The organism is Pseudomonas sp. NPDC087817 (assembly GCF_044742875.1).
Taxonomy (GTDB): Bacteria; Pseudomonadota; Gammaproteobacteria; order Pseudomonadales; family Pseudomonadaceae; genus Aquipseudomonas.
Genome location: NZ_JBIUVJ010000001.1, coordinates 121,587 through 142,012 on the forward strand (window position 1 = coordinate 121,587; position 20,426 = coordinate 142,012).

The 20,426-nt window shown below is 57.8% G+C and carries 14 protein-coding genes and 1 pseudogene; 10 read left to right on the forward strand and 5 right to left on the reverse strand.

The window, feature by feature from the left end; genetic code table 11:
* Window positions 1-12: 12 nt before the first annotated feature.
* Together mexE and ACIONG_RS00585 are read right to left on the reverse strand one after the other, a co-directional pair.
* The gene (gene mexE, locus ACIONG_RS00580; RefSeq protein WP_401295932.1) at window positions 13-1,266 is read right to left on the reverse strand and encodes a multidrug efflux RND transporter periplasmic adaptor subunit MexE; all 1,254 of its coding nucleotides are present in this window, start codon (window positions 1,264-1,266) and stop codon (window positions 13-15) included.
* Between the two features lie 273 nt (window positions 1,267-1,539).
* Window positions 1,540-3,279: a dipeptidase gene (locus tag ACIONG_RS00585; protein ID WP_401295935.1), complete on the reverse strand. Its 1,740-nt coding sequence runs from the start codon at window positions 3,277-3,279 to the stop codon at window positions 1,540-1,542.
* Between the two features lie 309 nt (window positions 3,280-3,588).
* Between ACIONG_RS00585 and ACIONG_RS00590 the strand changes: the two genes are divergently transcribed.
* Window positions 3,589-4,788, forward strand: coding sequence for a sugar transporter (locus ACIONG_RS00590; RefSeq protein WP_401295938.1), 1,200 nt, complete (start codon window positions 3,589-3,591; stop codon window positions 4,786-4,788).
* Between the two features lie 57 nt (window positions 4,789-4,845).
* Here ACIONG_RS00590 and ACIONG_RS00595 read toward each other — a convergent pair whose 3' ends face one another.
* Window positions 4,846-5,760 (reverse strand): LysR family transcriptional regulator, encoded by a 915-nt coding sequence (locus ACIONG_RS00595; RefSeq protein WP_315445352.1) that lies wholly within the window; start codon window positions 5,758-5,760, stop codon window positions 4,846-4,848.
* Between the two features lie 269 nt (window positions 5,761-6,029).
* On the opposite strand from ACIONG_RS00595, the gene ACIONG_RS00600 reads away from it, so the two are divergent.
* The 4 genes from ACIONG_RS00600 (at window position 6,030) to pgm (ending at window position 12,258) form a co-directional block, all read left to right on the forward strand.
* Window positions 6,030-7,052 carry a zinc-dependent alcohol dehydrogenase family protein gene (locus ACIONG_RS00600; RefSeq protein ID WP_103304969.1) on the forward strand — a complete coding sequence of 341 codons (1,023 nt, stop codon included), beginning with the start codon at window positions 6,030-6,032 and terminating at the stop codon, window positions 7,050-7,052.
* Window positions 7,053-7,601: 549 nt separating this feature from the next.
* A complete protein-coding gene (locus ACIONG_RS00605; RefSeq protein WP_315445353.1) occupies window positions 7,602-9,056 on the forward strand; it encodes a hypothetical protein in 1,455 nt (484 codons plus the stop codon).
* A 49-nt stretch (window positions 9,057-9,105) separates the two neighbouring features.
* On the forward strand, window positions 9,106-10,506 hold the full coding sequence (locus ACIONG_RS00610; RefSeq protein ID WP_401295943.1) for a PLP-dependent aminotransferase family protein: 1,401 nt from the start codon (window positions 9,106-9,108) through the stop codon (window positions 10,504-10,506).
* Between the two features lie 105 nt (window positions 10,507-10,611).
* The gene (gene pgm / locus ACIONG_RS00615; RefSeq protein ID WP_401295946.1) at window positions 10,612-12,258 is read left to right on the forward strand and encodes a phosphoglucomutase (alpha-D-glucose-1,6-bisphosphate-dependent); all 1,647 of its coding nucleotides are present in this window, start codon (window positions 10,612-10,614) and stop codon (window positions 12,256-12,258) included.
* Window positions 12,259-12,329: 71 nt separating this feature from the next.
* On the opposite strand, the pseudogene ACIONG_RS00620 reads toward pgm, so the two are convergent.
* A pseudogene (locus ACIONG_RS00620) lies at window positions 12,330-13,024 on the reverse strand (pirin family protein).
* 279 nt (window positions 13,025-13,303) lie between these two features.
* Here ACIONG_RS00620 and ACIONG_RS00625 point away from each other — a divergent pair.
* The gene (locus ACIONG_RS00625) at window positions 13,304-15,778 is read left to right on the forward strand and encodes a UvrD-helicase domain-containing protein (RefSeq protein ID WP_401295949.1); all 2,475 of its coding nucleotides are present in this window, start codon (window positions 13,304-13,306) and stop codon (window positions 15,776-15,778) included.
* A gap of 51 nt (window positions 15,779-15,829) precedes the next feature.
* Here the strand turns inward: ACIONG_RS00625 and ACIONG_RS00630 are convergent, their stop codons facing one another.
* Window positions 15,830-16,102 (reverse strand): DUF1652 domain-containing protein, encoded by a 273-nt coding sequence (locus ACIONG_RS00630; RefSeq protein WP_103305046.1) that lies wholly within the window; start codon window positions 16,100-16,102, stop codon window positions 15,830-15,832.
* Window positions 16,103-16,365: 263 nt separating this feature from the next.
* Between ACIONG_RS00630 and ACIONG_RS00635 the strand changes: the two genes are divergently transcribed.
* The 4 genes from ACIONG_RS00635 to ACIONG_RS00650 are packed head-to-tail and all read left to right on the forward strand — an operon-like array spanning window position 16,366 to window position 20,183.
* Window positions 16,366-17,181 (forward strand): nuclear transport factor 2 family protein, encoded by an 816-nt coding sequence (locus ACIONG_RS00635; protein ID WP_103304963.1) that lies wholly within the window; start codon window positions 16,366-16,368, stop codon window positions 17,179-17,181.
* A 52-nt stretch (window positions 17,182-17,233) separates the two neighbouring features.
* A complete protein-coding gene (locus ACIONG_RS00640) occupies window positions 17,234-18,640 on the forward strand; it encodes an NAD(P)/FAD-dependent oxidoreductase (RefSeq protein WP_401295953.1) in 1,407 nt (468 codons plus the stop codon).
* Between the two features lie 54 nt (window positions 18,641-18,694).
* The gene (locus ACIONG_RS00645) at window positions 18,695-19,039 is read left to right on the forward strand and encodes a cupin domain-containing protein (RefSeq protein ID WP_093431317.1); all 345 of its coding nucleotides are present in this window, start codon (window positions 18,695-18,697) and stop codon (window positions 19,037-19,039) included.
* 58 nt (window positions 19,040-19,097) lie between these two features.
* The gene (locus ACIONG_RS00650; RefSeq protein ID WP_401295957.1) at window positions 19,098-20,183 is read left to right on the forward strand and encodes a polyamine ABC transporter substrate-binding protein; all 1,086 of its coding nucleotides are present in this window, start codon (window positions 19,098-19,100) and stop codon (window positions 20,181-20,183) included.
* The last annotated feature ends 243 nt before the right edge of the window (window positions 20,184-20,426 follow it).

Genomic DNA, 20,426 nt, shown 5'->3' on the forward strand with positions numbered 1-20,426 from the left:
AGTTGTCGTCCCTTAACCGCGTGGGGTCGTAGCAGCCAGCTTCACAACCGCACCGGACGCGCCTTTGGCAGGGGCGACTTTAGGCAGGTTGCTGGCTTCCAGCGCTTGACGTTGTTGAGCGAGTGCCGCAATGGTTTGCTCGCTGGCCATCGGCACCACTTCAGGAGTGACCGGTGAGCCAGGACGTACCCGTTGCAGACCCTTGACGATGATTGTGTCGTCCTTGTTCAGGCCGGTACGGACGATGCGCAGACCTTCGATTTTCGGACCGAGTTCGACGGCGCGGTAAGCGGTTTTGTTGTCCGCGTCCATCACCAGTACGAACTTCTTGCCGAGGTCGGTGCCGACCGCTTCGTCGTTGATCAGCATGGCGTTGTAGGTGCCGCTGCCCACCAGCTTCAGGCGTGCATACAGACCCGGGGTGTAGGTGCCGTCGCTGTTGTCGAACACCGCGCGACCACGGATGGTGCCGGTTTTCGGATTGACCTGATTGTCGACGAAGTTCATCTGGCCCTGGTGCGGGTTACCGTCTTCGTTGGACAGGCCCATGTACACCGGCGTGGTGGCGCCGCGCTGACCCTGACGGGCGAGTTGAGTGTATTTGAGGAACACACGCTCGTCGGCGTCGAAGTAGGCGTAGACCTTGTCGGTGGAAACCACGCTGGTCAGCGGCGTGGTGTCGGCGGTGACCAGGTTGCCGGCGGTGATCTCGGCACGGCTGACACGGCCGCTGATCGGCGCGGTCACGCGGGTGAAGCTCAGGTTCAGTTTGGCCAGGTCCAGTTGCGCTTGCAGGGCTCCGACGGCGGCGCGGGCTTCTTGTGCAGCGCTGGTGCGCGAATCGGCCAGTTCGGCGGAAATCGCGTTGCTGGCACGCAGACGTTCGCCACGGCCAGCTTCGTTTTCACTGCGGGTGGCGTTGGCGCGGGACTGGGCTACCAGAGCTTCGAGGCGGCGCACCTCAGCCTGGAACGGACGAGGGTCGATCTGGAACAGCAGGTCGCCTTTTTTGACCAGCGCACCTTCAGTGAAGGCGACTTCGTCGATCTGGCCGGAGACTCGTGGACGGATTTCAACGGTTTCCGGGGCTTCAAGGCGCCCGGTGAATTCGTCCCACTCGTTGACCGGTTGTTCCAGCACTTTGGCCACGCTGACTTTGGCAGCGGGCATAGTGGCGGCAGTCTCCGGAGTCTTGCCGCAGGCGCTCATCACCAGTACGGCCAACAAGGCCAACGGGAAGCGCAAATGTTTGAGTGACTGTTCCATGGATGCATCCGCCAATGTATTGAAGATGGGCGGATGATGCTCGGCGGGGTGTGATGGCACGAATCGAATGAAGCAAAGGTAACTATCATTCGGAATGATATAAGACCCGAGCGAGCCCTCTAGCATGCACCTTTCGTTAGGGGGCTATCAATCTCTCTGGAGGCAATTCTGTGTTGCCCCGTGTGCAAAAGTCAGGAGCGAGGCTGCGCGGCGGGGATTACGTGACGATTAAAAAACTGGGACGAGGGAGCTTGCTCCCTCGTCCCAGTGACATCAGAGTTTCGGCAACTGGCCAATGCGGCCAATCATTTCCGTGACGATTTGCAGATCCAGCTGGAATTGCTCCACGGTCTTGAATTCACCGTCGGTGTGCCCGGTGTATTTCACGTCCGGCTTGGCCAGACCGAACTGCACGCCGTTTGGCAATTCATGCACTGAAGTTGCGCCGGCAGAAGTGCCGAACTCGTGTTTCATGCCGAGGTTTTCCGTGGCCACTGCCAGCAGCGCTTTCACCCATTCACCTTCTGGGTTGCGGTACATCGGCTCGGCGATCGAGTAGTCGAAAGCAACGCCAACATGGCTCTTCTTGCTCCACGCCGCCAGTTTCTCAGCGATCTCAGCCTTGAGCTTCTCTGGCGACTTGCCCTTCGGCACGCGCAGGTTGACCGCGAGTTTGAAGGCTTTGTCATCCATGCCGACATAGGTCAGTGACGTGGTCAGTGGCCCCATGAAGGAGTCGGAGAAACCGACGCCGAGTTTGTTGCCCAAATAATCCAGGCCCCAGTTATCAGCGGCGTAACGCGCGGCATCGGTAATGTGGTTGTGCTTGAAGGCGACCTTGCCATCAAGGCTGTTAATAAAGACCAACATTCGCGCGACCGGATTAACCCCTGACTCGGGTTCGGAGGAGTGCGCGGATACGCCCGTCACCGTCAGTTTGACGTCTTTACCGTCAACCTTGGCGCTCACCTGGAAATCGCCGCCACTGCGCTTGGCAAACTCGTCCCCGGCCTTCTGCAGACTGGCAGCCAGCTCCGCAGGTTTGTCGGTGATCAGGGTGGCGACTGAAACCGAAGGAATCTGGTTGGTCGCCAGGCCACCGGTCATAGCAATGATTTCCGCACCCTTGCCCTCAGCTTTGCGCTTGGCAAAGTTGGCCATGACCGTGCCGTAACCTTTCTCGGCAATCACCACCGGATAGCCACCATCCAGCGCCAGGTTGTAGTTGGGCGTCGGATTGCGTTCGAAGTAGTAGGGGATCGCATCGCCGGTGGTTTCTTCAGTGGTGTCCACCAACAGTTTGAAATTGCGTGCCAGCGGCAGCTTTTCATCCTTGATGACTTTCATCGCGTAGAGCGTGACGACGATGCCGTTCTTGTCATCCTCGGTGCCACGGCCGTACATGCGATCACCGATCAGCGTGATCTTGAAGGGGTCGAGGCGGGTGCCATCCTTCAATACCCAGTTTTCCGGCGTCACCGGCACCACGTCGGCGTGGGCATGAATACCAACGACTTCATCGCCGCTGCCTTCGAGCGAAATCTCATAAACGCGGTTGTCGATGTTGCGGAAATTCAGGTGGAAGGACTCGGCCAGGCTCTTGATCTTTTCGCCGATCTTGATGAATTCCGGATTGTCGTGCTGGGCTACGCCGTCCTTGCGATAGGTTGGGATCTCGACCAGCTCGCGCAGTGTCTCGGTGGCAGCGGCGCTGTATTTCACCCGGGCATAAATACCGAGCAGACGATAGATCTCGTTCTGCTGCTCAGCGGTCAGGGTTTTGTTGTCAAGGAACGCGCTGATGGTCGGGCCAATGTCGGCAGTTTTCGCCAGATCGCTCTTGGAGAGGCTACCAAGGAACTGACGGAAATCCGTAGTCGACTCGGCCTTGAAGGTTTTGAGGATTTCAGCGCTCTGCTGCGGGGTAAGGTTGGCCTGAGCCGGGGCGGTGAACGCCGACAGTCCAGCCAGCATCAAGGTTGCTGCGGCCAGTTTTTTGAAGGGGAAATTCATTACGAAGGGCATTCCTTTGCAGGGCAGTGAGTAAGGGGTGTCTCAGCGTTGAGACACATGCACTTACAAACTAACATCGTGCCAGAGCATTGCGGGAGTCCTGAAACGGGATCTGTCGCACAGAAATGCAAAAGCGACGCACAATCGAAAGTGATCCTGGCTCAGCCACCGATGTCTTCGCGGGTCGTCGACGAGCATTTCACTTTTTCTTTATAGTGCAGGCCCCAGCGGACCACCTGCCACCTGAGTTTTTCGGCAACGGGTAAGCAAAACCGCGCGCGATCTTCGACTGAGTAATACACCCCTTCAATGAGCGATTCTACAACTACAACCAACGGCAACTGGTACGCAGTGATTGCCTTGGCACTGGCTGCGTTTGTGTTCAACACCACCGAGTTTGTGCCGGTGGGGCTGTTGAGTTCGATCGGTAGCAGTTTCGATATGTCGACGGCGCAGGTTGGCCTGATGCTGACAATCTATGCGTGGGTGGTGTCGTTGACCTCGCTTCCCATCATGTTGCTGACGCGCAACATCGAGCGGCGCAAGCTACTGATCGTATTGTTTACGATGTTCATCGCAAGTCATGTCCTGTCGAGTCTGGCGAGCAGTTTCGCTGTTCTGATGGTGAGCCGCATCGGCGTGGCGCTGGCGCATGCGCTGTTCTGGTCGATCACGGCTTCTCTGGCAGTGCGGCTCGCGCCACAGGGCAAGCAGGTGCAGGCCTTGGGCCTGTTGGCAACGGGTACCTCCCTGGCGATGGTGCTGGGTATTCCTCTCGGCCGATTGTTGGGCGAGGCCATGGGTTGGCGTACCACGTTCATGGTGATCGGCGGATTGGCGGCTGCGCTGGTAATGTGCCTTGCCAGGGTTCTACCGTTGTTGCCCAGTCAGAACTCTGGCTCCCTGAGAAGCCTGCCGTTGTTGTTCAAACGGCCTGCACTGGTGGCGCTTTATATTCTGACGGCCATGGTGGTGACGGCTCACTTCACGGCTTACAGCTACATCGAACCCTTCGTTGAAGTGGTCGCGGGCATGAGTAGCGATGCGGTGACGCTCATCCTGCTGTTGTTCGGTGGCGCAGGTATTTTCGGATCGCTGCTGTTCAGTTGGCTGCACCGGTATAACCCGCATCGTTTTCTGGTCATCTGTGTGATGCTGCTCGTGGTGTGCCTGGCCTTCCTCTTGCCGTTGAACGGCAAAGTCTCCTATCTGGGGGCGCTGAGTGTTTTCTGGGGAATGGCGATCATGGGATTTGGGCTGGCGTTGCAGTCCAGGGTTCTGGTGTTGGCACCGGACGCTACCGATGTGGCGATGGCGCTTTTCTCGGGTATCTACAACATCGGTATTGGTGGTGGGGCACTGTTGGGGAGTTGGGTTGGTGGCCAGATCGGATTCGCTTACATTGGAATTTCTGGAGGCGTGCTGGCAGGTTTGGCGCTGATGATTTACAGCCTGACGATCTATCGCCTCACCAGCGCCCGAAGCCCGGGCCCGAAGTCGATGACGTGAGATCGCCCGGTGAGCAGAGGGCGCCTGGCGTTGTCAGGCTGCTCAATGCGATGGAAGCTAAAGGCTATCCGGATCGCCAAAGAACATCTGAATCCGCGATCTCAACCAACGCTCACCCGGATCGTTATCCTGCGACCCACGCCAGGCCATGTGCAGTTCAAACGTCCGCGTCGGCAACGGCGGATCTTCCGCCCTCACACCGCCAGCCGCCGTCAGCGCATCCGCCGTGTAATCCGGTACGGTTGCAACAATGTCAGTGCCCGCCAGCAACGTACTCAAACCGTTGAACTGCGGCACAGCCAGCACCACATGGCGTTTGCGCCCGAGTTTCTCCAGTTCCTCATCAATAAAGCCACTGAGGTCGCCCGCAAACGAAACCAGTGCATGCGGTCGCGCGCAGTAATCGTCGAGGCTCAACGGGCCAGGGACCGTGTCGGCGCGCAACAGTTTCGGCTGGCTGCGGCGCAAGACTTTGCGCTTGGCATTGGCCGGCAGGTCGGTGGTGTAGCTGACGCCGATCGAAATCTCACCGGAAGCCAGCAGGCTTGGCATCAGGATGTAATTGACTCGGCGCACTACCAGCACGATCCCCGGCGATTCGGCGCGCAGGCGTTTTAGCAGCATTGGCAGCAGTGCGAATTCGACGTCATCGGACAAACCGATGCGAAACACCGAGGTGCTGGTAGCGGGGTCGAATTCTGCGGCACGGCTGACGGCGGTCGAAATCGAGTCGAGGGCGGGCGAGAGCAGGGCGAATATTTCCACCGCACGGGCGGACGGTTCCATGCTCCGGCCGGTGCGCACGAACAAAGGATCATCGAACAGGCTGCGCAGACGCGAGAGCGCCGCACTGATTGCCGGCTGGCCAAGGAAAAGTTTCTCGGCGGCACGGGTCACGCTGCGTTCGTGCATCAATGTTTCGAATACGATCAACAGGTTCAGGTCGACACGACGCAGGTCATTACGATTCATCTGGAGTCCTGGCAGAGTCATCAAGCTTGACGAGGGCGGCCATATGAGAACAATGGCCGGCATGAATCTTACGGGGAAAGGCTGGTACTCTGCACCGGAAAATTCAGCTTTACTCACACGGGCGCAGCAGTTTTTCATGGATTTTGCCAATGCCGTCCATACTGCGGAATCAATGACAGGCATGTCGACTATTAATAGCCACTGATAGTCTTGGGTCAAAAGCCCAGATAGAGTTCTGGGCATTAGAGGTTACTTTGACGAGGTTTGCGATGTCCCGCACGATCCGTTTTCACAAGTTTGGTCCGGCCGAGGTGCTCAAATGCGAAGAGCATGCGGCCGCTCAGCCAGGTCCTGGCGAAGTGCAGGTGCGTGTCGAGGCAATCGGCATCAGCTGGTACGACACGCTCTGGCGTCAGAATCTGGCCTCGTCCCAGGCACGCCTGCCGTCAGGCCTTGGCCATGAAATGGCCGGTGTGGTCACGGCGGTCGGTGCCGATGTCGAAGATCTGTCCGTGGGTGACAAGGTCGCCAGTTTCCCGGCCGAAAGTCCAAACGACTATCCGGTCTATGGCGAGTCGATTGTACTGCCGCGTACAGCGCTGACCCGTTATCCGGATGTGCTGAGTCCGATCGAAGCCAGCGTGCATTACACACCGCTGTTGATCGCCTATTTCGCTTATGCCGATCTGGCACGGGTAAAACCTGGGCAGTTTGCGCTGGTCACGGATGCCAGTCATTGTGCCGGCCCTTCCTTTGTCCAACTGGGCAAGGCCATGGGGGTGCGGGTGATTGCCGCTACCAAGGACGCGGAGGAGCGCGAGTACCTGCTGTCGCTGGGCGCGGAGAAGGTGATTGTCACCGAAGAGGAAGATCTGTTGATGCGAATCAACAAGATCACCGACAACCGGGGCGTCGACGTGGTTTTTGACGGTCTCGGTGGCCCGCAGATGTCGCTGCTTGGCGATGTGCTCGCGCCGCGTGGCAGCCTGGTGCTGTACGGTTTGCAAGGTGGCAACCAGACGCCGTTCCCGGCCTGCGCAGCGTTCCAGAAGAATATCCAGTTCTTCGTGCACTGCATCGGTAACTTCACCGGCAAACCGGAACTGGGCATCACCCAGGATCACGTCGCCCTTCAACGTGCCTTGCGCGATATCAACCAGTTGACCGCTGATCGTGTGTTGGTGCCGCTCAAGACTCGTGTATTCCCGTTCAACGAGTTCGTCGAAGCGCATCGCTACATGGACGAATGCCCATGCCGCGAACGGGTCGCTCTGCAAGTCGAACCCGCCTGAAAATAGACCTCCATCAGAGTCCGTGGCCCCACGGACTCTTCTGCGTTTTTCCCCCTGCGAAAAGCCGATCTCACTGCCTGCATCCGAATCTGTTCAGCAACTGAACTGGTTTTTGCCTTCGATCTGTATCTTCTAATCGCAATGTAAGCCCTGATAATTGAATGATTACTTTCATCTCAAGGAATGAGTCATGGCTGTGCATTCAATTTGTCCCGCGCAACATCAAGCGGCTGGATCTGCTTGTCGAGAAAACTTCTGTTTAATTGTTGTAGGGCTATTCGCAAACTGCTTCTCTTTTTCTTGTACTCACTTGTCGTGGGACGTTGTGGGAAGTTTCCTAGGAATAATATTTTCTAGAAAAATACCAGCATTTACAGGTGCTTGAGGCTGTCTGTCAGTGACTTCAGGGCTTTTCAAAGCTCAAGTGTTTCAAATAACTACAGATTTGTAAGTGTTAGCATCTGAGCGTCTATTACTTATTGATGAATTGTCGTGCGATCGAGATTTCGGTCTGCGCGTCATGAAACTTTTTATACCGGGTAAATACCGATGAGCACGATCCATGATCAGGCAATGAATTATGTCTACCAACAAGTATTGCAGCGATTGCTGAGTTTCTTCTCCCGCGCGGAACGCACGGCATTGCAGTTATTGATCCAGCGGCTGGCCGTGGCCGCGGGCGGCATGGAGAACATCGGTCATTTCAAGGTGTTGGTGAACCAGACCGGTTCGCGCGACAGCTGTTACACGCTGGCCCTGCTCCGGGCGGCGCAGTTGAGCATCGCCGGACGTGCCCCCGCCACCTTCCAATTGCGGGTGGCCAATTTGCGCTGGAACGGCAACAGCCCAATGGCACTGCAAAACATGCACCGTAGCTACGGCGCACTGTTCCTTTACGACGATCCCCGTGTCGAGCTGGTGATGGTGGATCATCGTCAGGTCCTGCCATTCGACCATCAGGCGCCGGCCTGCGACGAGGGGCGTGAAGCCAACCGGATCAATCTGCTGCTCATTGGTCATCGTCGCAGCTTCAGTGAAGCGCTCGAATTGTGGGATGACGCCTATCTGGCCACCGCAGAGTTCTACGGTCAGGTTGCCCGCTGGAACAACGGCGTCGATGCAATGATCGGCAGTGAAAGTCCGAGCCGCCAGATTCATTTCCTCGAGGGCTTGAGTCGCGCCGTACAGAAAGCGGCTATTGCCGATCCGTTAGTGACTGCCGCAGGCTACGAAGCGCTGTTTCCGTTGCTCGACGGGCTAGGGGGGGATTATTACCGCGAGTTCTATACGGACGAAGAGCGGGTGACGTGGCGCCCCGAAGGTCAATTCGAAGCTTGTCGTCGCACTGGCTTCATCAACATCAACGACATGATTGTCGGCAGGCTCGAAGAACGCTGGCCTTTGCTCAGTGACTTTCTTGGCTTCCAGGCAGATGAGCTGACGCTCTCTCAGGGCGACGACGAATTCGCAGAGCCAATGGTGGCTGCACATTTGCGAGGATTGCAGGCGTGCTTCATCGAGGGGCGAACCTATGAGGCCGGAATCAGCGATTACCTGCAAAGCTGTTTGCTGAAGATGCGCCGCAAGCAGGTGCCTGAAACGGTGTGTGAACAATTGCTCGCCAGTTTCGGCAATCTGCAGGACCCCGATCTCCTCCGCCAGCAAGCGGAAGGCTGCCTGTTGGAAAATTTTGAACTCAACGAGATCCAGTTGGCGTGCCTGATGTTTGCACCGTTTATTGACGCCGGTGCGGGGCTGGAACGGTTTCTGCGCAATTGTCATCCAGGCATGTTGGTGGCCATGCCGGATCTGCATCGGGCGATGCAGGGCCTGCATGCCTCGGATCAGGTATTGAAATGGATGACGGATGTCAGTGGCTTGCCGGTCAAGTTGATTGTGCGTCTTTACGCCATGGGCCCGATCCGCATGCCCGTCCCTGGTGAAATTGCAAGTTCAGGCGAGGCGGGTGCTGGAAAGCACGTCGATCGGTCGGCGGAAGGCTGATCGTGAGCCACTTGCCAGAGCATGAATACTTGCCCACGGGGGCGGGCTTGTGAAAGCGTCACGGGAAAACGACTTCGTATATCAGGCGGTGTATCGCTATCTGACGCTGTTAATCGACGAGGCGGGGGGTGGCCCGGCAGTGCGCTTGCCCTCGTTGCGGCAATTGGCTGATCGACTCAATGTGTCTATATCGACCGTCCAGTACGCCTATTCGTTACTGGAAAAAGAAGGTCGCGTCTATTCAATCGCCAAGTCCGGTTACTACGCGCAAGCGCAGAACGCTCTGGAGTCGCCCGGTTGCGGCAGTGACTTGCTTGAAACTGTGTATGTCAACGCCAGGCGCCCTGGTATGTGTGTGTTGAGCGCCGACGACCCGGCCTCAATGCAACCGTTGGACAGTCCGCTACTGACACTTGAACGCGAACTGCTGCGCCAATATCCGCGACAGCCGCAGCTACTGGCGCAGCCTTGCGGCGAGCTGGAACTGCGTACGGTGCTTGCCGCGCGCTATACCTCGTCAACGGTGAATTGCTGGCATGCCGATGACGTCTATATCGGTGCAGATCTGCGTGGGGTGCTGGAAATACTGATCTCCGTGCTTGAGCTGCGTGGGGCCACCGTAGTGGTCGAATCTCCATGCGACTGGGTGATCTTGCGCCTGTTGGATGCTGCTGAAGTTCGTGTCATCGAGCTGCCGCTGCTGACGGGAGGAGTGATTGATCCCCAGCGGCTGGAGTCATTGCTCAAGAGTGAGCCGGTGCGCTTGATCCTGTTGTCTTCGGCGTTGAGCATGCCTCAGGGCAGCCCGCTGTCCCGGACCAATCGACAGGCGATCGCGCATCTGCTCGGATGCCATGGTACGTGGGTGCTGGAAAACGACTGTTATAGCGAACTCGATGAAGGCAACGACTCCCAGCGCTTGCGCGACTGGCTGGATCCTGATCGCTTGCTGGTGTTTTCCACGTTCGAGAAGTTCGTCGGTACAGAGGCGCCTTTCGGTTTTGTGCTGTCTCACCATTGGCGGAGTGAGTTGCAACGCCATTTCCTGTTGCGTGCGTTCCGTTTGTCGCCGATCCGCCAGAAGGCGATTGCCAGGTTGCTGGGCGGCGGCAGGCTGGATCAGCACTTGTCCGTGCTGCGCCGAATGCTCAAGGAGCGTCGCACGCAATTAATCGAATTATTGCGCGAGCGACTGGGTGAAGCGTTGGCGATCGACGAATCGCAGGGCGGGGCGACCATCTGGGTGCGCTCGTTACGACCGGTGAATATGGGCAACGTGTTTCACCGTTTGCTCCAGCAGCAGATCGTCATTGCACCTGGGGAGTTGTTCAGTCTGCAGGGCCTGCATGGGCACCATCTGCGATTGAGTTCGCTGACCCATGGTGAGCACGATCTGGCCGATGTCGTCGGGCTATTGGGTGACGCGTTGCGTCTGGCGCCCGATGATTAACGTTAAAAAACATCGGGAGAGTCTCGGATAGATCCCATCGCGCTGCGGTCAAACTGCCAGTAAACTGCGCTCTATTCCTGAACCACTCTATTTCAGAGGTTTTGCATGACTCTCAGTCCTTTTGCGGGCAAACCGGCACCGGCAGAATTGTTGGTCGATATCCCGCGACTGGTAACGGCTTATTACACCGGCCAGCCCGACGCTTCCATTTCCACGCAGCGCGTGGCGTTCGGCACTTCCGGTCACCGCGGCAGTTCCTTCGACTTGAGTTTCAATGAATGGCACGTTCTGGCCATCAGCCAGGCAATTTGCCTGTACCGTGAAGCCCAGGGTATTACCGGCCCACTGTTCGTCGGTGTCGACACCCACGCGCTGTCGACGCCGGCCGGAGCCAGCGCTCTGGAAGTCCTGGCGGCCAACGGCGTCACCGTGATGATCGCTGAAGGTGATGAATACACGCCGACACCTGCCATTTCCCATGCCATTCTCTGCTACAACCGCGGCCGTACCTCGGGCCTGGCCGATGGCATCGTCATCACGCCGTCGCATAACCCGCCGCAAAGTGGCGGCTACAAATACAACCCGACCAATGGCGGCCCCGCCGACACCCACATCACCAAGTGGATCGAAGCCAAGGCCAACGAGCTACTGGCCAACAAACTGGCGGGTGTTAAACGCATCAGCTACGAGCAAGCGCTCAAGGCCAGCACGACTCATCGCCACGACTACGTGAATTCCTACGTTGCCGATCTGATCAACGTGATCGATTTCGATGCCATTCGTGATGCCAAACTGCATCTGGGCGTTGACCCGTTGGGTGGAGCAGGGGTGCGTTACTGGTCGGCCATCGCTGAGCACTATCGTCTGGACCTGGACGTGGTGAACAAGGAAGTCGATTCGACCTTCCGCTTCATGACCGTTGATTGGGATGGTCAGATTCGCATGGACCCATCGTCCAGCCATGCAATGCAAGGCTTGATCGGCCTGAAAGAGCGTTTCGATGTCGCGTTTGCCTGCGACCCGGATCACGATCGCCACGGCATCGTCACGCCATCCGGTGGCTTGCTCGCGCCGAACAACTATCTGGCGGTGTCCATCGACTACCTGTTCCAGAACCGTCCGCAATGGCGTGCCGATGCGGCCGTGGGTAAAACCGTGGTCAGCAGTGGCTTGATCGATCGCGTTGCCAAGCGTCTGGGGCGTCGCCTGTATGAAGTGCCGGTCGGCTTCAAATGGTTTGCTGACGGTCTGTTCGACGGCTCGTTGGGTTTTGGTGGCGAGGAGAGCGCTGGCGCATCGTTCCTGCGCAAGGATGGCGGCGTATGGAGCACCGACAAGGACGGACTGATCCCGGCATTGCTCGCTGCTGAAATGACCGCGCGCACCGGTCGCGACCCAAGCCAGGCCTATCGCGCCCTGACGGACGAACTGGGCGAGCCGTTCTCGGTGCGTGTTGATGCCAAGGCCAACCCGGAACAGAAAGCGCTGCTGAGCAAGCTGTCGCCGGCGCAGGTCACCTCGACCGAACTGGCAGGCGAGAAGATTCAGAGCATTCTCAGCCACGCACCGGGCAATGACCAAGCGATTGGCGGTTTGAAAGTGATGACCGAAAACGGCTGGTTTGCAGCACGTCCTTCGGGCACCGAAGACATTTACAAGATTTACGCCGAAAGCTTCATCAGCGACGATCACCTCCAGCAACTGGTGGCCGAAGCGCAAACCCTGGTGGATGGTGCTATCAGCACTAAATAAGCCGCAACGACATCAGTGTTTGAATAAAAGGGGCAACCATACGGTTGCCCCTTTTTTTGCCACTGATGAAATCAGGCGAGATCCACCAGGACAATCTCACTGTCTTCAAGCGCCGTGACCGTCAATACCTGTTCATGCGCAATCGCCACGCCGTCTCGAGCTTGTGCCCGCAAGCCGTTGACTTCAATGACACCTGTCGCCGGCACCAGATACGCCCGACGGCCCGCCTCCAGTTGGTATTCGGCTGTTTCTCCAGCCTTGATGTTCGCCGCGACCAAGCGTGCATCGGCGCGGATCCGCAGGCTTTGATCGTCGCCGTCCTTGCCGCTGGCGAGGGTCACAAAACCTTCGCGCTGACCTTTCGGAAAGGGTTTCGCACCCCATGACGGCGGGGCGCCGGTTTCGGTCGGCAGAATCCATATTTGGAAAATCCTCGTGTCCTGCGCCTCCAGGTTGTATTCGCTGTGAGCAATGCCGGTGCCGGCGCTCATCACTTGTACGTCGCCCGCTTCGGTACGGCCCTTGTTGCCGAGATTGTCCTGATGGGTAATCGCGCCTTCACGCACATAGTGATGATCTCCATGTCGCGATGCGGGTGCTGCGGGAAACCGGTGCCGGGGGCAATCACATCGTCATTCCAGACCCGCAGGTTGCCCCAGTTCATGCGTTGCGGGTCGTAATACTCGGCGAACGAAAAATGGTGATGGGCATCCAACCAGCCATGATGGGCGCCGCCCAGCGAGCTGAAAGGTCTGAGTTCAAGCATGTTCGTCTCCTCAAAAGGCTCGTCGCGGGGATGCGATGGCCGCATCTGGCGCAAGTCCGGTGGTGTATGGCGTCGATCATCTATCAGGCAAGCATCGATAAAAAGCGTAAAAACTGCGGTATCAGCATCGAATAACTTGATAGAAAGTGGCGTCGAAACACTCTTGTCCCACCTTCAATTCATCGCCTAAACCAATGACCTGTAAGCATTTCGCTAGAACTCGACGGCAAATACAGACACCATAGCCCTCAACAGCCTTACACACTGGAGCCCGTCAGCGTGGCGCAACACACCCCCGAACTTCCTCCCGAACTTCGCCCTCTGGCCGAAATGCCATGGTTCAAGCGCCTGGCCGCACGCTTCTTCGGCCACGGTTTGACTCGTTTGCGTGCTCAGCATCGCGCGTCCTGGCTGCATGGTCAGGCTGACGGCTTTCGCAGCGGGCACACGGCAGGTGTCGAGTACGGCTACAAAGAGGGCAAACTCGAAGGTCTGGAAGAAGGCCGGCAGGTATTGTTGATTCGCGACAGCCGCAGCACCGAGCATCGTCCGCCGAGCATCGATAATCACTTGTTCGATGACTGGCGTCTGCCGCTGACGCCTGAATTGAAGAAACGCATAAAAGCCGATGTCGCCCGTTTACTGCCCGCACAGGCTCAGCCGAGCACCGCGCAGTGGAAGATGATTTTCAGCGAGACACCTTCGACCTCTGTAGTGGCCGGTGCCGGAGCGGGCAAGTCGACCACGCTGGTGTTGCGGATTCTGTTGCTGACCCATTATCTGGGTTTTGAGCTTGATTCGATGACCGTGGTGACATTCACCCGCGAGTCGCGCAAGGATTTCATCAATAAACTGATCGAGCTGTTCGCGCTCTGGGGCCATGCGTTGAGCTTGAAACAGGCGCGCGAGCTGGTGCGGACCTTTCACTCGCGCATCCTGCCGATGGTCCGCAGCCTGCCGGGTTTCGAACGTTTGCAGGCGTTTGAAAACCTCAGCCATCGCGCGCCGGGTGCTGACGAGGAGGTCGATAGCAATCCGTTCGATCTGCGCATCAATGACGCTCAACGCCAACAGCTCAACGCCTGCTATCACCGTTTATTCACTCAGGACGAGCGCTTCCGCCAGTTGATTCAGCCGCTGTCCAAAGCAGCCTTGCAGCTCAAGGAGCTGGAGCGTGATCACCCGGATGTGCAAAAGCGCATGGCAGTCACCGAACTCGCTGCCAAGCGCGACGAAGAACTCTGCGACGTCATCGAAGATCTGTGGTTTCGCGCCGGTGCCTGGCCGATCAAGGGCATTGAGCCGAACCGGCAGACTTTCGAGATCAATGGTGCGAAATTCCACGGTCATGGTTACATTCCCAGCCTCGACGCTTGGGTAGTGCTCGGTTTCGATCCACGAGAAAACCCGCAGCTCAACCGGCCCAATGCCAAGCTTTCCGTACGTGCGGAGTGGGCGGTAAAGCGCACCCTGTTTCAAGCTTTCTGTCGTAAGCCTTTGATATGGCTTGATAGTTACGACTCTTCAAAGCGCGTACTGGCCACTTTGGCGGGTGATGCCAGTGCAGGCCCGGGCTTCGATTACAAGGTCAAAGGCGAACTGGCGTCAGCGCCTTTGCTCGACTGTTTTGTTGCCGCCGCTGGTTTTATCGAGAACCTGGGGCTGGATGTACCCGACGCCGTCGGCCGTATGAGCTTCGCCAAGGATGACCCAGACCGGTTTTTCTTCGAGGCCTTAAGTCTGTTCTGGCGCGCACTGGAAGATCATCTGCTCGACCAAAAACCACCGGTCATGACCTATAACCGCATGTTTGCGCTGTTCAGCGAGCACTCACCGGAAAACCTCAAGTTGCTCAGCGATGAGCTGCTGCGACCGATGTCGCACCTGATGATCGATGAATTCCAGGACGTTTCGCCACAGATCGTCTCGTGGATTCGCGCCAGTCTCATCGAAATTCGTAGTCGTGGGCCGGCCATGCATGTCGGCCGGGGTGCGCAGCGTTCGTCGCTGCTGTGCGTGGGCGATGACTGGCAGTCGATTTATGGCTGGCGCGGCAGTTCGCCGAGTTATTTCATGGAGTTCACCAAGGAATTCCCGTCGCCGAGCACTACGCGGGTCATGCTCAGCGACAACTATCGCAGTCATCAACACATTATCGACGCGGCCGAACATATCGTGCGGGCAGCACCGGCGATTCCCGGGAAGAAGGCCAAAGCCAGCGGCGAACCGAAACCGTTACAGCCCGTCAACGTGCTGGAGCGTGACGACCAAGCCTTGGGGCAGCGTCTCGCCGATCACTACCGACGGGGCCACTCAATCTTGATGCTTTATCGAAAAAGCAGCGATAAGTCATTGATTGAAGAGCATATTCAGTCTGTAGTTAATGTTGATTCGAGCTTGCCGTACGAAGCCCGACGCATCAAACAATTGACCTATCACAGCGCCAAGGGCTTGCAGGCTGACGCGGTGTTTCTCCTCGGTGACTGCCAGCACCTGACCAGTTCGCCGTACAAGAATCAGGTCTATCGCATGGCCGGGTTGGGTAAAAGCGGCGACAGCGAGCCCTACGATAGCGCCCAGAAGGATGAAATTCTGCGCCTGGCCTACGTCGGCATTACCCGCGCAGTCAGTCATTGTTACTGGTACGTCGAGCCGCAGGATGTGCAGGCGGTGAACATGCCTCGGGCGTCCGATCGGGTGCCAAGGGGCAAGCCATTCTTCGCCGATCACCGACCCGAAAGGAAGATGGCATGAGCCAAAAAAAGCCCGCATCTCTGCGGGTTTTTTTTGTTGTAAATCAAATGTTTATGCGTAACTTCTAAGAGAGATTGGAGGAATGAATGCTTCCAGCTCATCCTCCACAGCCTCGATAATTCGCTCGACGTCCGCTGCATTCATCACCGTCGCGCACGGGATGCCGGCGATAGCGATCATGGTTTCGCCACTGGCGCGATCAAACAGGCGGGCGATCATGCTGCCCGGTGCGTCCATCGTTGCTTCGAAACCCATGGGATGAAAATGCCAACGCATCAGCTGGCATGCATTGGGGAACGTGACTTTGCTTGACCCTTTGTTCATGTGTTGCCCGCCTTCTTCATCGAGCGCTTCCTTTTGCTCACGGTAGGTGGGAAGAGCCTTCATTGGCTCAACCGGTGACTGCCATTAAAAATAGCATCTGGATATGAAATTTCTGTGCGATTTTTCAGTTCGTTTTGCGATTGCTTCGCATTTTTTGATGTAAGTCACGGACTACGTAATCGTCGCCAAAATGCCATGACGGATTAATCATTGCTGCCCGTGGTGAACTTGGGCAAGCTCGATTCTTTTTCGCCGAGCCCTTTATGCACGCCGACGATGACGGCCCAGACCAGACCCAGGCCACGGCTGCCACGGTCATGCGCTATCACTTGAGCTGGAAACACCGCGACCTCGACAGCGTCATGGCGCTGTACCACCCGGACATCCAGTACAACGATTTCTTCCAGAACCGCGTGCTCGGTCTCGACGAGTTGCGCGAGTACGTGCGGGTCAGCATGCCGAGGGAGTCCGACGAAGCGCTCGAGCATTGCGACCGGATTCGCGTGGACGGCAACACCGCGTTCATTCAATACGAAGTGACGCTACGCGGTGGTGACGGGCTGGTGTCGTTCCGCTCCAGTGAGGCAATCACCGTCAAGGACGGGCTGATCTGGCGAGTTAACGAATACGCTTCGCTGGTTCGCGCGCAAAGTGGCGACAACGAGAAAGCCAGCCAGCGCCCGGCGGTCAGTCGTCTGGGCCTGTCGCCGCGCCAATTGAGCTTTATGGCCGAGGACTTGCAGCAATATTTCGAACGACAGCAACCGTATCTCGATCCCGAGCTCGACCTGCAACGGGTGGCGAAGGAGTGCGGGTACAGCCGCAATCAGATTTCCTATCTGCTCAATCAGGTGCTGGGGCAGAGCTTCTATCGCTACGTCAATCAGGCGCGCCTGCAGCATTTGCTCAAATCCCTCGACGCGGCGACGCCGCCCGTGCGTATCGATGAGCTGGCCTTCGCGGCCGGGTTCAATTCGCTGTCGGCGTTTTACAGCTGTTTCCGTCAGCACACCGGGCAGTCGCCGAAGGCCTACGTCAAACAAATTTCTTTGCGGACACGCGCGCAAGACATTCCCTGAGCCCGCGCACTAGGATCGACGCCATCGAAGGTTTTCAGTGGCGGAGTCTTGCATGCCAGCATGGCGCACTATCAGTTTATGGATGGATCAACTCGACGAGCCGCTGATCGCGCGGCCTGCGCTTGAGCGGGATCTGGACGTCGATGTGGCGATTATCGGCGCCGGTTATACCGGGCTGTGGACGGCGTACTACCTGAAGAAACATGCCCCAGGCCTGGATATCGCCATCATCGAGGCGCAAACCGCCGGGTTCGGCGCCTCAGGTCGTAACGGCGGTTGGCTGATGGGCAACCTGCTCGGCGAGGATCGTTTGCTTGCCGGGTTGTCTCCGGAACAGCGCCGCGCTTCGTTTGACCTGCTGCACAGCATCCCCGACGAAGTGGAAGTTGTCCTCGAACGTGAAGGCATTGACTGCGATTACCGCAAGGGCGGCGTCCTGTACTGCGCGGCACGTTACCCGGAGCAAGAAGCCAGCCTGCGTGAATACCTGGCCAAACTGCATGCCCAAGGCCTGACCGACGACGATTACCGCTGGCTCAGCCCCGAGCAACTGGCGCAGCAGATCCGCGTCGCCAAACCCTACGGCGGCATCTATGCGCCGCATGTGGCGACCATTCACCCGGCCAAACTGGTACGTGCTCTGGCGCGCACCGTGCAAGGCATGGGTGTGAAGATTTACGAAAACAGCCCGGTCACCCATTGGCAGTCGGGCAGCTTGCGTACGGCCAAGGCCAGTGTGCGCAGTCGCTGGATCGTTCCGGCAGTGGAAGGGTATTCGGTGACATTGCCGCCATTGGGTCGCTATCAGTTGCCGGTGCAAAGCCTGATCGTCGCCACCGAACCGCTGTCCGCCGCCACTTGGGACGAGATCGGCCTCAGTCGTGGCCAGGCCTTCAGTGAATTCAGCCGTCAGGTCACCTACGGCCAGCGCAGCGCCGACAACCGTTTGATCTTCGGCGCACGTGGCGGTTATCAGTTTGCCGGCCAGTTGCGCCACAACTTCGACCTGACCCGTGATGAGGTCGAGCTACGCCGCTATCTGTTCGGCGAACTGTTTCCGCAACTGAAAAATGTGCAGATCACTCACGCTTGGGGCGGCAACCTCGGCATGTCCCGACACTTCAAGCCGCACATGCTCTGCGACCGTGCCAATGGCATCGCGTTGTCCGGCGGTTATGGCGGGGAGGGTGTCGGTGCCAGCAACCTCGGCGGCCGCACCCTGGCGGATCTGATTCTTGAACGCGACAGCGAATTGGTTAACCAGCCCTGGGTGCTGCCCGACGGTGGCATTCACGCTCTGCGCGCCTGGGAGCCGGAGCCGTGTCGCTGGCTCGGTTACAACGCGATCATCAAAAGCTTCGTCCATGAAGACCAGACCCTGGCCAACCCGGCGACCGCGCCATGGCGGCGCAAACTCGCCAGCCAAGTGGCCGGTTTCATGGAAGGTTTCATGCATTGAACGTCGATGCACTCCCAAAAAAGCCATCAACAAAGCCCCGAGACAGGTAACGCCATGAGCATCACCCAGTTCAAAAACACCGCCACGCTCCAGCTCGACGAGTCCAATCCGGTCGCCGTGCCCCTCGGCGAACCTGTCGCCATTGCCTCGACCACCAGCGTCGAGCGCGACGACGGCGTAGAAACCGGCGTCTGGGAATGCACCCCCGGCCGCTGGCGTCGGCAGATTACCGCGCAGGAGTTCTGCCATTTCATCTCCGGACGCTGCACGTTCACCCCCGACGGTGGTGGCGAAACCCTGCACATACAAGGTGGCGACGCACTGATGTTGCCGGCCAACACGCTCGGTATCTGGGATATCCAGGAAACCGTGCGCAAGAGCTACGTGCTGATTTTCTGATTGTTTGATCCTTTGATTGCCTGCCAACAAAAAAGAAAACCCACACAGGAATCGATCCATGATCCGCAAGACCCTCGCTCTGGCACCGCTGATGCTCGCCGTTTCCCTTGCTCAGGCCGCGGAAACGGTCAAGGTTTACAACTGGTCCGACTACATCGCGCCGGACACCACCAAGAACTTCGAGAAAGAAACCGGCGTCGGTGTCACCTATGACGTGTACGACAGCAACGAAACTCTCGACGGCAAGTTGATGACCGGTAAATCCGGTTATGACGTGGTGTTCCCGTCCAACCACTTCATGGCCCGGCAGATTCAGGGCGGGGCGCTGAAAAAGCTCGACAAGAGCCAGTTGCCGAACTGGAAGAACCTCAACCCGGTGCTGCTCAAAGCCTTGCAAACCAACGATCCGGGCAACGAACACGGCTTCCCGTATCTGTGGGGCAGCACCGGCATCGGCTACAACATCGCCAAGGTCAAAGCGGTGCTGGGCGATGACGCGCCGGTCGATTCATGGGACCTGATCTTCAAACCCGAATACATGGAAAAGCTGCAGAAGTGCGGCGTGGCGATCCTCGACAACGGTCCGGAACTGCTTCCGGCAGCGCTCAATTACCTGGGTCTGCCGCATCACAGCAAAAATCCCGAGGACTATAAAAAGGCTGAAGCGCTGCTGATGAAAGTCCGGCCGTACGTCAGCTACTTCCATTCCTCGAAATACACCAGTGACCTGGCCAATGGCGACATCTGCGTGGCGGTCGGCTTCTCCGGCGACATCCTGCAAGCCGAGAACCGCGCCAAGGAAGCAAAAAACGGCGTCGACATCGGCTACGCGATTCCCAAGGAAGGCGCGGCGATCTGGTTCGACATGGTTGCCATGCCCGCTGATGCACCGGACGAAAAGGCCGGCTACGCGTTCATGAACTACCTGCTGCGCCCGGACGTGATGGCGGGCATCAGTAACTACGTGCACTACGCCAACGGCAACGAACAGGCCGACAGCCTGATCGACCCGGCGATCAAGAACGACACCAAGGTGTACCCGAGCCCGGAGATGATGGGCAAGCTGTTCGCGCTGGAAGCGATGCCGCTGAATATCGACCGGATTCGTACGCGGGTGTGGAACAAGATTCGCACCGGTAGTTGATAACCGTATCGCTGATAAATCCCTGTGGGAGCGGGCTTGCTCGCGAAAGCGGAGGGTCATTCGACTTCAATGTTGACTGACCTGAAGCCTTCGCGAGCAAGCCCGCTCCCACATTGGTTTTCGAGTATTGAAATAGTTGATATCAATGCGCTGGCACGCACTAATAAAGTGCAGCGAAGTGAGACGCGCCTAACAAAAAACAACTTACCCATATTTAATAATTAAATAGAAAATCGTCAGACA